Here is a 13,475-nt window from a genome sequence, read left to right as displayed (position 1 = left end):
ATCTGCGCGTTGGCGGGGTTCCTTGAAGTGCCTGACGGAGGCGGACAGCCTGTTTAGCTGTTACGCCCGTGGCGACTATGCAAGACACATTGAGAATCACCGAAGTTTTTTACTCGTTGCAGGGTGAAACGCGCACGGCTGGGCTGCCCACGGTATTTGTGCGCCTCACCGGTTGCCCGTTGCGTTGCCAATACTGCGACAGTGCCTACGCTTTCAGCGGCGGCACCTTGCGAACCCTCGACGATATCCTGGAGCAAGTGGCCAGTTATCGTCCGCGTTATGTCTGCGTCACGGGCGGCGAGCCATTGGCGCAACCCAACGCTATCCCTTTGCTCAAGCAGTTGTGTGATGCCGGCTACGAGGTTTCGCTGGAAACCAGCGGCGCCCTGGATATCTCGGCCGTCGACCCGCGCGTCAGTCGCGTGGTGGACCTGAAGACTCCAGGCTCCAAGGAAGCACACCGTAACCGCTACGAGAACATCGAACTGCTGACACCTAACGATCAGGTCAAGTTCGTGATCTGTTCGCGGGAAGATTACGACTGGGCCGTGTCCAAGCTTATCCAATACGGACTCGACCAGCGGGCCGGCGAAGTGTTGTTGTCGCCGAGCCATCACGATTTGAGCGCCCGGGAGCTGGCGGACTGGGTGGTGGCGGATAACCTGCCGGTGCGCCTGCAATTGCAGTTGCATAAATATCTTTGGAACGACGAGCCGGGGCGCTGATATGACTGAACAATCGAACACTGCCGAAAAACGTGCAGTCATCCTGCTGTCCGGTGGCCTGGATTCGGCCACTGTCGTGGCCATGGCCCGTGCCGAGGGTTACCGCTGCTACACCATGAGTTTCGACTATGGCCAGCGCCACCGCGCTGAACTGCACGCTGCTGAACGAGTTGCCCGGGACCAGGGTGTGGTGGAACACAAAGTGATCGGCCTGAACCTCAACGGCATCGGTGGTTCGGCCTTGACCGACAGTTCCATCGACGTGCCCGAGGCGCCTGGCGAAGGCATCCCGGTGACGTATGTGCCGGCACGCAACACCGTGTTCCTGTCCTTGGCTTTGGGCTGGGCCGAAGTGCTGGGTGCCCGTGACATTTTCATTGGTGTCAATGCCGTGGATTACTCCGGTTACCCGGATTGCCGTCCGGAGTTCGTCGAAGCCTTCGAGCGCATGGCCAACCTGGCGACCAAGGCCGGCGTAGAAGGGCAGGGCTTTCGCATCCAGGCGCCGCTGCAGAATCTCAGCAAGGCCGACATCGTCAAGGCCGGTGTGAAGCTTGGCGTGGACTACGGGCTCACTGTTTCCTGCTATCAGGCCGACGATCAGGGTCGTGCTTGCGGCAAGTGCGACAGCTGTCGCCTGCGTGCGGAAGGCTTCGCGGCCGCGGGTGTGAGCGATCCAACTCGTTATTTTTGATTTATTTCAAATTAAGTGTTGAATAGTCCTTAGAAATCAGTATTATACGCGCCACCACACAGCGGGTCGTTAGCTCAGTTGGTAGAGCAGTTGGCTTTTAACCAATTGGTCGTAGGTTCGAATCCCACACGACCCACCATTTTTTGCAGTTTTAAAAGTCTGGAAGGCCCACGAAAGTGAGGATTTCCGGATTTTTTTTTGCCTGCGAGAAAGTGGCCGGACGAATCCCGAATCTGGCCGGTGTCATGGCAGTCCTTCGGCCACGCTATTAACCTGGAAAAAATGGCCTCAGCTCCTAGACTGTTGAAGCCCGCTCCCTGTTCAAGCGCAGCGCGCATCTCGTTATAAAACGCGAGAGGTTCGATCAAGGAGGATTCGACATGAAGCTGCGAATTACCCAGTTTGCTCCCTTCGATCAGGTCAAGGATATCAAGGCTGATATCAAGGGCGGATGGTGCGCCGGGGTAACCGCCATGGTTGGCGCTGCCGTGGGTGCCTATGACGTGGAAGGCCAACCCGATTTTGGGCACTGGGTCGAACATGTCGCTTTTGTAAGAGCCAAGGCGGCGTTGCTGAAGATCAATTCCAGCCTCAACACGGCTGAAACGCTGCAAGCCGTCCTGGGCCGATACCAGACAACCCGCGACGTCTGCGGTGACCTGCATAAACCCGAGTATGAAGCACGAGGCTGCAAAGTTCTTCTGAGCTTATCGGGATGGTTTCCAGTGCTGGGTTATGCGTCCTACCTGAAAAATTCCAAGTGGCTGACCAATCATATTGGCTACATCATCCGAGGCGGGGACAGGCTGGTGTTGTTCGACCCCAATTACGGTATCGGTTTGTTCACCATTGAAGATGCGCTGCCGCTGAACCTGAACGAGCTGACCAAGGCGATCGGCATCCTCGCCTGGAAGAGTGGCCTTTCCAGTTACCTGCTGTCCTACACGGCGGCGATTTCCGTTGTTGACGAAGATCCCTTGCAACTGCGCTTGTCGAACGATACCGAGCAGAAAGCCCGGGCCTTGAGAGAGCTCAGCGGTCGTTTTTTTACCGGGACAAAGTAGCAGCGTTAGCGGATATGTCGCCCATAACCCTTTGGATCAAACCGCAATACCATCACCATCATCAACACCATGACCGCCGTGAGCGACCACCAGGCCCACTCGAAACCGCCCAATTGATCGCGGATCATCCCGGCAATCAAAGGCGAGAGCCCGGCGATGAGATAGCCCACACCCTGCACGAACGCGGTAAGACCGCCGGCCCGGCGTGGGTTGTCCAAGTGGTCGAGGGACACGATCAGGCTCATGGGGAACAGGCCGCCGATACCCAGCCCCAGCAGGCAGGGCCAGAGCAGGCTGAAGCGTTCCGGGCTGAGGATCAGGCCGCAGAAGCCGGCGATGATCAGGGCCAGCAGGACGCCCAGGACCAGGCGTTTATCCCGGCTGCGGTTGGCTATTGCCGGAACGACCAGGCCGGACACCACTTCCATGGCCGTAAGCAATCCCAGCAGCAGGCCGGCGTGCTGTTCGTTCCAGCCTTTCTCCACGTAGTACGGTGCCAGCCAGGCCAGCACGCAGGTGTAGGAGGCGGTGCCCAGGCCAAAGAAAATCGCCAGCAGCCAGGCCCGCGCGTTGCTGGAAAACGTTTCGTGATGCCGGGACGCTGCTTCGGGCAAGGAGGTGATGCTCGAGCGCTGGACGTACCAGCAGCCCAGGGCGACCAGTGCCAGCAACGCCCAGATCGCCAGGCCGAGGCGCCAGCTACCGGTCTGTGCCAGGACAAAAGGTGAAAACGAAGCGGCAATCGCCGCGCCGCCCATGATGGACGTGACGTACAAGCCCATGAGCAGCGAGACATTGTCGGCGAAGCGCGACTTGATCAGTGCCGGCATCACGGCCTGGATCAAGGCGATCCCGAGCCCAGCCACGATCGCACTGGCAATCAGTCCGGCGGCGCTGTCCAGATACAAGCGCGACGCCGTGGCGAGCCCAATGATCAATAGCGACAGCACGATGGTGCGGTGTTCACCGATGCGCAGGGCGATGCGCATGCCCAGGAACATTGCCAGGCCCATCGCCATGACGGGCAACATGGTCAGCAGCGAGGCGGTGCTGAAACTCAGTGGGACCTCGCCGCGAATGGCAGACAGCAACGGTCCGACTGCCGCCATCGAGGGCCGCAGGTTCAGCGCCACCAACACGATGCTGACCAGCAGCCAGGCGGCGTGGGTGCTTGAAGTTCGAACGTTTTCCATGACAGGGCCTTGGTTGGACAAAGCCCCATTTAGGCCTGGGCGTCTTGCGGCGGGCAAACTGAAAACTGGCTGGTGGTATTGAAAAATTAAATACCGCCCCGGTTATTCCATCTCCGGGCTCAGCGTCCCCAGCCACGCCACCAAACCGAGAATGACCACTGCCACAGAGAACTCCAGGACCATGCTGCGCCGCAGGGCATTCACCGCGACTCGGTGCTCACCGGTCTGTCGGGCGTTCTCCAGGAGTGGGCTCAGGTGAAAACGGTTCAGCGCGGCGAACACCAGCATGACCGCGAACAAGGTGAGTTTGAGCGCCAGCAACTGACCATAGGTGCTGTCGAGTAACCCCGTGATATTTGGGCCGACGATGAACAGGTAATTGATCACCCCTGTCACGCTGATGACCACCACGATCACCGCCCCGGCGGTTTCAAACCCGGTCAATGTCCGGGCCAGTACCGCCAAGCGAGGCTCGGACTGGCGAAGCAGCAGGGCGAACGCGGCCAAGGCGCCGACCCAGCCACCCGCCGCCCATAGGTGCAGGAAGTCGGTGATGAAGTGCCAGCTGCGGCGTGCGCCTTCATCCATGGCTCCGTGCCCTGCCCAGGCCAGCGTCGCCAAAGCCACGGCTCCGCCCAGCAGGACCAGGCCCAGGCTGGCGGTCGGCCAGCGTTTGTTGAGCGTCACGGCGAAACCGGCCAACAGCAGCGCCACCATACGCAGGGTCCAACTCAAGCCGACGTCGGTCTCCCATACCATCATTTCAATGTGCGGCCACAGCTCGATCCAGTCCGAAACGCCGCTCATGCCCCACGTCATGCACACCATGGCGGCGAGGGAGAGCAACCCACCCAGCACCGCCGTGGTCGCCAGCAGCGGCGCGAAAGGCAACTGCGCGCCGGACACCCGCTCCTGGCCTCGCAGGCTATAAAGGCCGAACGCGGCCAGGCCGAACAGCAACATCAAATCCAGGTACAGGGCAAAGCGCAGCACAATGTTGATCGAATCGCTCATCAACTCACTTCACCTTGAACGTGACGTTGCCGGTGATCGGGTGAGTGTCGGACGATACCGCGCGCCACTGGACCTGATAGGTGCCAGCGGTGAGAGGCGTATTCGGGGTAATGACCATGGTTTTCGGGTCATCGCTGCCGGAGACCTTGGCTGGCATGGGCATCGGCGAATGGGCCGCCATGCCGGGCATCTCGGTCATCATCAGCTTGGCACCGGAGAGTTTGGTCATCAGGTTCTCGGAGAAGTGCAGTTCTATTTTGGCCGGCGCCGCCCCATCGGCGCCTTCGGCGGGGGTGGAGGACAGCAGTTTCGGATGGGCCTGGGCCAGGCCACTGAGCAACAGGCCAGTGGACAAGGCGACGGCAACGACAGCGTTTTTGATGAGTGACATGCAAGGACTCCTACAGCTCGGTTTTTAGTTTTAGTGAAACAGGTCAGCGGGTCAGAACCACATGCGCAGGCCCAGTACCAGGCGTGCCTCGCTGCGGTCTTCGCCTTCTTCCCGGGCGTAATCGGCGGTGTTGCCGTAGGCGCGGTTCCAGGTGACGCCAATGTAGGGCGCGAATTCGCGGCGTATTTCATAACGCAGCCGCACGCCGAGTTCGCTGTCTGACAACCCTGAGCCGATGCCTCGGGCAGGATCGTTCTTGCCATAGAAGTTGACCTCGGCGGTGGGCTGAAGGATCAACCGATTGGTCAGCAAGATGTCGTAGTCGCCTTTCAGGCGAGCCGCGCTCTGGCCGCCTTCACCGATGAACGCGGTGGCCTCGGCTTCGAAGTTGTACAGCGCCATGCCTTGCACGCCCAGGGCGGCCCAGGTTTGCGGATCGCCTGGCTTGAAGTCCTGGCGCACGCCGGCCACCACGTCCCACCAGGGACTGATGGCGTGGCCCCACAAGGCCTGGAGCTCGGCTTCTTCAGTCTTGCCGTTGAGGCGTTCGCCTTCGGAACGCAGCCACAGACGGTCGATGTCACCGCCGATCCAGCCCGAGGCATCCCAGCTCAGGGCGCTGCCATCGTCGGCGTCCTGCCACTCCAGTTGGTCGATCAGGAAGAACGAGTTGATGGCGCTGTCATGTACTGCGTGTCCGCCGTGATCCTCGTAGACGGCGGCGCGGTCGGCGGCGGTCAGTTCCGGGATTGGCGTGCGACTGGTGGCAGGGGCCGATTGCATGGGCTCCATGCCCTGCATCGAGTCCATGCCTTGCATCTGGCTATGGTCCATCCCCGGCATCTGGCTGTGATCCATGCCAGGCATGTCATTGCTCGCGGCCCAGGCCGAGATGCTGGTGCCGAGGGCAAGGACGGCCATGGGCAGGACGGGGTACTTCACAATCATGGTCATGGTCGCTTCCTCATTCCTGCACCCGAACTTCACGGAACATCCCCATCTCCATGTGAAACAGCAGATGGCAGTGATACGCCCAGCGCCCGAGGGCATCGGCGGTGACCCGGTAGCTGCGCCTGGAGCCCGGCGGCACGTCGATGGTGTGCTTGCGCACCATGAACTGGCCGTTCTCATCCTCCAGGTCGCTCCACATGCCGTGCAGGTGGATGGGGTGGGTCATCATGGTGTCGTTGATCAACACGATGCGCAGACGTTCGCCGTACTTGAGCAGCAGCGGTGCGGCGTCGGCAAACTTCACGCCGTTGAACGACCAGACGAATTTCTCCATGTGCCCGGTCAGGTGCAGTTCGATCGTGCGGCCAGGCTCGCGGCCGTCGGGGTCAGGGAAGGTGCTGCGCAGGTCTGAGTAGGTCAGCACTTTGCGGCCGTTGTTGCGCAGCCCCATGCCCGGGTCGTCGAGCTTGGGCTTGACGCTCATGGCCTGCATGTCCACCAGGGGGTTGTCTTTCTCGGTGTCGGGGTGCGAGAGCATGCCGCCCATACCGCCCATGCCGCCCATGCCCTGCATGGCACCGTGATCCATACCGTCCATGTCACCCATACTCTGCATCTGGCTATGATCCATACCCTGCATCTGGGTGTGATCCATGCCTTGCATCGGGCTGTCATCCATCCCCGTCATGCCCTGCATCGAGCCGTGGTCCATGCCACTCATTTGCCCCATGCTGCCGTGGTCCATGCCACCCATGCCCATGTCGTCCATGGTCACCAATGGCCGCGGGTCCAGTGGCGGCACTGGCGCTGATAGCCCGGCCCTGGCCGCGAGGGTGCCGCGGGCGTACCCGGTGCGGTCCATGGACTGGGCGAACAGGGTGTAGGCCTCTTGGGTCGGTTCGATGATGACGTCATAGGTCTCGGCCACGGCGATCCGGAACTCATCGACGCTCACCGGTTTGACGTATTGGCCGTCAGACGCCACTACCGTCATCTTCAAGCCGGGAATGCGCACATCGAAATAGCTCATGGACGAGCCGTTGATAAAGCGCAGGCGAAGACGTTCGCCAGGCTTGAACAGGCCGGTCCAGTTCATGTCCGGCGCCTGGCCGTTCATGAGGTAGGTGTAGGTGGCGCCGCTGACGTCGGCCAGGTCAGTGGGATTCATCTTCATCTCGGCCCACATCTTGCGATCGGCCACGGTTTTGGCCCAGCCGTTCTTGCCCACATCGTCTATGAAGTCGCCGACGGTGCGCTTGTTGTAGTTGTAGTAGTCCGACTGTTTCTTGAGCTTGCGAAGGATGTCGCCGGGCTCTTCATCGGTCCAGTCGGTGAGCATCACGACGTAATCGCGTTCGTACTGGAAAGGCTCGGGTTCCCTGGCGTCAATCACCAGCGGGCCATAGACCCCGGACTGTTCCTGGAAACCGGAATGGCTGTGGTACCAGTAGGTGCCGTTCTGTCGGACCTTGAACTGATACACGTACATGCCGTCGGGTTCGATGCCTTTGAAGCTCAGGCCCGGAACGCCATCCATGTTGGCCGGCAGCAAAATACCGTGCCAGTGGATAGAGGTGGTGTCCTTCAAGCGGTTGCGCACCCGCAGGGTCACGGTATCGCCTTCACGCCAGCGCAGCAGGGGGCCGGGGATGCCGCCGTTGATGGTCTGGGCGATGCGTGGGCTACCGGTGAAATTGACCGGGCTTTCGCCGATGAACAGGTCGAATTCGGTGCCTGTCAGCACGTTGGGCTGGCCGGGGCTGGTGACTGCCCAGACGGGCGCGCGCCATAACCCCAGGCCACCCAGGATGCCGCCGGCGGTCAGGCCTTTGACGAAGGTTCGCCGGGAAGTTTTTGTTTGCATCGATGGAAGTCCGTCAGTCGATTCGCAGCGAGCACAGGAACAGTTCCCTGTGCAGGTTTGAAAAGAAGATGACATAAGCCAGCGCGGCAGGTGATTACATTTCAGTCAGCTTGCCGCAAGAGCGGTCAGCGCAACTAATGCCTGCGAACACTAATCTTGTGGCGAGGGGATTTATCCCCGCTGGGCTGCGCAGTAGCCCCAAGAAGGTGAATGCGATCCGCCTGATACACCGCGGTGCCAGGGTTTAGGACCGCTTCGCGACCCAGCGAGGATAAATCCCCTCGCCACAGATTTTGTGTTCGACCTTATAGCCTTGATGCGTCTGCCAGGACGCAGGTCAGAATGATCTTTTGCAACGGCGGGATATTCTGTAGCCTTGCCGGCTTCACGCTGTCCCGTGCCTGATTGATACCCACTTTCCCGGCGGTACCCGAGTGGTCCGGAGCCGGGTGTATACTCGACTTTCGCGCTAAACGCGCTTGCAGGTCTTGCGAACATGACGCAAATTTCCGAACGCCTTCTGGTCCAGGCCCATCTCGACGCCAAGCAGCCCAAGCCGCTGAGCGCCGAGCAAGAGGCCTGGTACCGCGCCGCCATCGCTGCCGAGCTCAAGGCTCAGGACGCAGTGCTGGTCGCGCACTTCTATTGCGACCCGGTCATCCAGGCCCTGGCCGAAGAGACCGGTGGTTGTGTGTCCGACTCCCTGGAAATGGCCCGCTTCGGCAATACCCACCCGGCCAAGACCGTGGTGGTGGCCGGGGTCAAGTTCATGGGCGAGACCGCCAAGATCCTCAACCCCGAAAAACGTGTGCTGATGCCGACCCTGGAAGCCACCTGCTCCCTGGACCTGGGCTGCCCGGTGGACGAGTTCTCGGCGTTCTGCGACCAGCATCCGGAGCGCACCGTGGTGGTGTATGCCAACACCTCGGCGGCGGTCAAGGCCCGGGCCGACTGGGTGGTGACCTCCAGTTGTGCGCTGGAAATCGTCGAGAGCCTGATGGACAACGGCGAGACCATCATCTGGGGCCCGGACAAGCACCTGGGTACTTACATCCAGCGCAAGACCGGCGCTGACATGCTGCTCTGGGACGGTGCCTGTATCGTCCACGAAGAGTTCAAGTCCAAGCAGTTGGAAGACATGAAGGCGCTGTATCCGGACGCCGCGATCCTGGTGCACCCGGAGTCGCCGACGTCAGTGATTGAACTGGCCGATGCCGTGGGCTCCACCAGCCAGTTGATCGCCGCGGCCCAGACCCTGCCGAACAAGACGCTGATCGTCGCCACCGACCGGGGCATCTTCTACAAGATGCAGCAGCTGTGCCCGGACAAGGTCTTCATCGAGGCTCCTACCGCTGGCAACGGCGCGGCGTGCCGCAGTTGCGCGCACTGCCCATGGATGGCGATGAACACCCTGGAGCGCACGCTCAAGAGCCTGCAGGAAGGCGCCAATGAGATATTCGTCGACCCGGCGTTGATTCCCCAGGCGATTCGCCCGCTCAAGCGCATGCTGGACTTCACCCAGGCGGCGCGGATGAAGCTGGCGGGGAATGCTTGAGGCTGAAGAAAACTTTGAGCCTTGCGAGGCCTTTTTGTGGCGAGGGGATTTATCCCCGCTGGGCTGCGAAGCAGCCCTAAAACCTGACACCACGGAGTGTCAAGATGAACAATGGGGCCGCTTCGCGACCCAACGGGGATAAATCCCCTCGCCACAATGTATTTCAACCCGCTGATGCGGTGTTTTTACTTGGTCTTCTTGGGAATCCGCACCAACTGCGTTTCCGAGTAGATGTCATGCCAGCTGCGCTTGCGCTTGTCGAACAGCGCCCAGATGAAGCCCAGCCCCACCAGCAGCAATGACGCAATCGACACCACGAACCGCAACAGCGCCTGCCACAGGCTGATGGCTGTACCATCGGCGTTCTGTACACGGATGCACCACACCTGCATGCCCAGGGTCTGGCCGTTGTGGGTCCAGAACTTGGCGAAAAAACCGAACAGCACGAACAGCAGTACAGTGGACAGCAGCGGGTCACCGTCCAGCGCCCCGGCTTCGGTCAGAGCGCGCATTTTTTCTTCGCCGATAATCGCCATCTGAATCATCTTGTAGGCGCCGCTGGTGACGATCAGCAGCGCCGTGCACAGCAAAAAGTCATAAAACATCGCCGCCAGGCGACGACCCAGGCCGGCGGGAGGAAAGTCGCCCTGGGGGGTGAGCAGGTGTTTCGGCATGACGGCCTCGGACGAAAAAAGAAGCCATTTTACGGATTTACGCCCATAAAAAAGCCCCTGATATCAATCAGGGGCTTTTTTATGTGGGAAAGCTTCAGGCTTCGGCGATAACTTCGTCAGCCTGCATGCCTTTCTGGCCTTGGACGGCAACGAAAGTGACCTTCTGGCCTTCTTTCAGGCTTTTGAAGCCGTTGCCCTGGATGGCGCGGAAATGCACGAACAGATCCGGACCGCTTTCAGGCGTGATAAAACCAAAACCCTTCTCGTCGTTGAACCACTTGACGGTACCGCTCTGACGTTGAGACATTTTCTTATTTCCTTTGACGCTAAAATTGATGACAGCCTCTTTCACATGAAAGAGTACTGGGGCTGGGTTGCAGGAAAGTAAGAGACGTCGAACGGGATGTAGCGAACTTCATAAGCTACTGCCCAGGTCACGATTCCAAGCGACCCATGCAAACACAGTGACCAAACTCTACGCCAACTACGAATGAAAAAACAACCCCCCGGGGAAGCCCGTATTTGCTCAGCTTGCAGGCATTTACGTACCCGTCGGGGGGAGCTTATTCGATAGGCTAGTTCAAATGTTTGCGACCGTTATAAGCGCCATTGAGTGTCTAAAATATGCACCTTTTTATGGCGGTTGCGTTACACATTAGTGCACGTATAAAGCAATCGCGTTACTTATAGAAACAGTCAATCAACCGCGGTAGTAGCGTTGTGGAACAAATGGCATTTTGCTTACAAGCAAAGGCACTTTTTTCCCACGTACGATAGCCCAGACTGGCGTATCCAGTGCGACATAGGCGCTGTCCAGGTAACCCATCGCCAACGGCCCGCCGAGGGTAGGGCCGAAACCGCCGCTGCACACCGTACCGATAATCTCGCCCGCCTCGTTGACGATCTCTGCACCTTCGCGCACGGGTGTGCGTTCCTGGGGCAGCAGGCCAACGCGTTTGCGCTTCACGCCGCCCTGTTGTTGGGCGAACACGGTTTCAGCCCCGGGGAAACCACCGGCCCGGGCGCCATCGGCGCGGCGAACTTTGGAGATAGCCCACAGCAGGCTGGCTTCGACCGGCGTCGTCTCGGTGTTCATGTCATGGCCGTAAAGGCACAGGCCGGCTTCCAGGCGCAGGGAGTCGCGGGCGCCGAGGCCGATGGCCGCGACTTCCGGTTCGGCCAGCAGGGCGCGGGCGAGTTTTTCCGCGTCGGTGGCGGGTACCGAGATTTCGAAACCGTCTTCACCGGTGTAGCCCGAACGACTGACGAAGCAATCCACGCCCAACACTGTGATGCGCTGGAACTGCATGAAGGTCATTTTCGCCACCTCAGGTGCCAGGCGGGCGAGCACGGTGACGGCTGCCGGGCCTTGCAGGGCGAGCAGGGCCCGGGCTTCGAACAGCGGCTCGATGTTGCACTGCGCACCAATGTGGGCCCGCAGGTGGGCCAGGTCCTGGTCCTTGCAGGCGGCGTTGACCACCAGGAACAGTTCGTCGTTGCCCAGGTTGGCGACCATCAAGTCGTCGAGGATGCCGCCGTTGTCGTTGGTGAACATGGCGTAGCGCTGCATGCCCACCGGCAGGTCGATGATGTCCACCGGCACCAGGGTTTCCAGGGCCTTGGCGGCACCTGCGCCCATGAGGCGGATCTGGCCCATGTGGGACACGTCGAACAGCCCGGCCTGATCGCGAGTGTGCTGGTGTTCCTTCATCACGCCCAGTGGGTACTGCACCGGCATGTCGTAGCCGGCGAACGGCACCATGCGGGCGCCGAGTTCGAGGTGCAGCGCGTGCAGCGGGGTCTTCAGCAGTTGTTCGGTGGACATATCAGCTCCTGGAAAAATGTTGAGGGCAGGCGAGTGCGCGTCAGCATTCGATGATGTTGACCGCCAGACCGCCGCGGGCGGTCTCCTTGTATTTGCTTTTCATGTCGGCGCCGGTCTGGCGCATGGTGCGGATGACCTTGTCGAGGGAGACGAAGTGATGCCCATCGCCGCGCATGGCCATGCGCACCGCGTTGATGGCTTTCACCGAGCCCATGGCGTTGCGTTCGATGCACGGCACCTGCACCAGGCCGCCGATGGGGTCGCAGGTCAGGCCAAGGTTGTGTTCCATGCCGATCTCGGCGGCGTTTTCCACTTGCTGCACACTGCCGCCGAGCACTTCGCACAGAGCGCCGGCGGCCATGGAGCAGGCCACGCCGACTTCACCCTGGCAGCCGACTTCGGCGCCGGAGATGGAGGCGTTTTCCTTGTACAGGATGCCGATGGCGGCGGCGGTCAGCAGGAAGCGAACCACGCCGTCTTCGTTGGCTCCAGGGATAAAGCGCATGTAGTAATGCAGCACGGCCGGGATGATCCCCGCCGCCCCGTTGGTAGGGGCGGTGACGACGCGCCCGCCATAGGCGTTTTCTTCGTTGACCGCCAAGGCATACAGGTTGACCCAGTCCAGCACTGACAAAGGATCGCGCAGGGCGGCTTCGGGGTTCTTGCACAATTGGCGATGCAGCGCTGCGGCCCGGCGCTTGACCTTCAGCCCGCCCGGCAAAATCCCTTCGTTGCGACAGCCCGCCGCCACGCAATCTTGCATGACCTGCCAGATCTTCAGCAGGCCAGCACGGGTCTCGGCTTCGGGGCGCCAGGCGCTTTCGTTGGTCAGCATCACCTGGCTGATGGACAGGCCATAGGTGGTGCAATGGCCCAGCAGGTCCTTGGCGCTCTTGAACGGGAAGGTCAGCGGCGTGGCGTCTTCGACGATACGGTCGGCGCCGGCCGCGCCTTCGTCGACGACAAAACCGCCCCCCACCGAATAGTACTCGCGGCTGCGCACTTGCAGGCCCGCGGCATCGAAGGCGCGGAAGATCATGCCATTGGGGTGAAAGGCCAGCGGCTTGCGGATCATCGCCAGGTGCAGTTTTTCATTGAATTCGATGGAGTGCTCGCCGAGCAGGTTCAGCCGACCGCTGCCGCGGATCGCTTGCAGGCGACTGTCGACGGTCTCGGTGTCCACGGTATCGGGGTGTTCACCTTCCAGGCCCAGCAGCACGGCCTTGTCACTGCCGTGCCCCTTGCCGGTGGCGCCGAGCGAGCCGTAGAGCTCGACTTTGACGCTGGCGGTGACATTGAGCAGGTCATCACGACGCAACCCTTCGGCGAAACGGGCGGCGGCACGCATCGGGCCGACCGTATGGGAGCTGGAAGGGCCGATGCCGATCTTGAACAGGTCGAACACGCTTAACGACATGGTGTTTCTCCGGTTTCTTTTTATGAGGATCGACGAATATGAGTTTGGCGTAGATCCAATGTGGGAGCGGGCTTGCTCGCGAAGGCGGTGTGCCAGTCGATATTTACT

The 13,475-nt window shown here is 60.7% G+C and carries 13 protein-coding genes and 1 tRNA gene; 5 read left to right on the top strand and 9 right to left on the bottom strand.

The genetic code is table 11. From position 1 onward, the window contains the following. The first annotated feature begins 77 nt into the window (after positions 1 to 77). The 4 genes from queE to AC30D9_RS25315 all read left to right on the top strand — a co-directional run bounded on the left by queE (position 78) and on the right by AC30D9_RS25315 (position 2,483). On the top strand, positions 78 to 725 hold the full coding sequence (gene queE, locus AC30D9_RS25330) for a 7-carboxy-7-deazaguanine synthase QueE (protein ID WP_109753811.1): 648 nt from the start codon (positions 78 to 80) through the stop codon (positions 723 to 725). A gap of 1 nt (position 726) precedes the next feature. Then, the gene (gene queC, locus AC30D9_RS25325) at positions 727 to 1,419 is read left to right on the top strand and encodes a 7-cyano-7-deazaguanine synthase QueC (RefSeq protein WP_134925563.1); all 693 of its coding nucleotides are present in this window, start codon (positions 727 to 729) and stop codon (positions 1,417 to 1,419) included. Positions 1,420 to 1,482: 63 nt separating this feature from the next. Then, positions 1,483 to 1,558, top strand: a tRNA-Lys gene (locus tag AC30D9_RS25320). A gap of 241 nt (positions 1,559 to 1,799) precedes the next feature. Then, entirely contained in the window at positions 1,800 to 2,483 is a 684-nt protein-coding gene (locus tag AC30D9_RS25315; protein ID WP_490145098.1) for a hypothetical protein, read from the top strand. A 5-nt stretch (positions 2,484 to 2,488) separates the two neighbouring features. On the opposite strand, the gene AC30D9_RS25310 is transcribed toward AC30D9_RS25315, so the two are convergent. From AC30D9_RS25310 to AC30D9_RS25290, 5 genes are all read right to left on the bottom strand, one after another. After that, positions 2,489 to 3,676, bottom strand: coding sequence for a cyanate transporter (locus AC30D9_RS25310; protein WP_490145097.1), 1,188 nt, complete (start codon positions 3,674 to 3,676; stop codon positions 2,489 to 2,491). A 102-nt stretch (positions 3,677 to 3,778) separates the two neighbouring features. Then, positions 3,779 to 4,690 (bottom strand): copper homeostasis membrane protein CopD, encoded by a 912-nt coding sequence (gene copD, locus AC30D9_RS25305; protein WP_490145096.1) that lies wholly within the window; start codon positions 4,688 to 4,690, stop codon positions 3,779 to 3,781. A gap of 4 nt (positions 4,691 to 4,694) precedes the next feature. Beyond that, positions 4,695 to 5,081 (bottom strand): copper homeostasis periplasmic binding protein CopC, encoded by a 387-nt coding sequence (gene copC / locus AC30D9_RS25300; RefSeq protein ID WP_134925559.1) that lies wholly within the window; start codon positions 5,079 to 5,081, stop codon positions 4,695 to 4,697. 51 nt (positions 5,082 to 5,132) lie between these two features. Continuing rightward, complete coding sequence (locus tag AC30D9_RS25295) at positions 5,133 to 6,002, bottom strand: copper resistance protein B (protein ID WP_490145110.1); 870 nt, start codon at positions 6,000 to 6,002, stop codon at positions 5,133 to 5,135. A gap of 43 nt (positions 6,003 to 6,045) precedes the next feature. Then, a complete protein-coding gene (locus tag AC30D9_RS25290; protein WP_490145095.1) occupies positions 6,046 to 7,896 on the bottom strand; it encodes a copper resistance system multicopper oxidase in 1,851 nt (616 codons plus the stop codon). A 496-nt stretch (positions 7,897 to 8,392) separates the two neighbouring features. Between AC30D9_RS25290 and nadA the strand changes: the two genes are divergently transcribed. Further along, the gene (gene nadA / locus AC30D9_RS25285) at positions 8,393 to 9,451 is read left to right on the top strand and encodes a quinolinate synthase NadA (RefSeq protein WP_490145094.1); all 1,059 of its coding nucleotides are present in this window, start codon (positions 8,393 to 8,395) and stop codon (positions 9,449 to 9,451) included. 185 nt (positions 9,452 to 9,636) lie between these two features. On the opposite strand, the gene AC30D9_RS25280 is transcribed toward nadA, so the two are convergent. The 4 genes from AC30D9_RS25280 to AC30D9_RS25265 form a co-directional block, all read right to left on the bottom strand. Further along, positions 9,637 to 10,125: an RDD family protein gene (locus AC30D9_RS25280; RefSeq protein ID WP_109753820.1), complete on the bottom strand. Its 489-nt coding sequence runs from the start codon at positions 10,123 to 10,125 to the stop codon at positions 9,637 to 9,639. Between the two features lie 94 nt (positions 10,126 to 10,219). After that, on the bottom strand, positions 10,220 to 10,432 hold the full coding sequence (locus AC30D9_RS25275) for a cold-shock protein (protein ID WP_011335634.1): 213 nt from the start codon (positions 10,430 to 10,432) through the stop codon (positions 10,220 to 10,222). 393 nt (positions 10,433 to 10,825) lie between these two features. After that, on the bottom strand, positions 10,826 to 11,950 hold the full coding sequence (gene gcvT / locus AC30D9_RS25270) for a glycine cleavage system aminomethyltransferase GcvT (RefSeq protein WP_490145093.1): 1,125 nt from the start codon (positions 11,948 to 11,950) through the stop codon (positions 10,826 to 10,828). A gap of 40 nt (positions 11,951 to 11,990) precedes the next feature. Next, positions 11,991 to 13,367 (bottom strand): L-serine ammonia-lyase, encoded by a 1,377-nt coding sequence (locus AC30D9_RS25265; RefSeq protein ID WP_134925554.1) that lies wholly within the window; start codon positions 13,365 to 13,367, stop codon positions 11,991 to 11,993. Positions 13,368 to 13,475 lie beyond the last annotated feature (108 nt).

It is taken from the genome of Pseudomonas sp. DF11, from assembly GCF_058148565.1.
The sequence above is the reverse complement of the archived record's forward strand: the minus strand, read 5'-3'. Positions and strand labels throughout refer to the sequence as shown.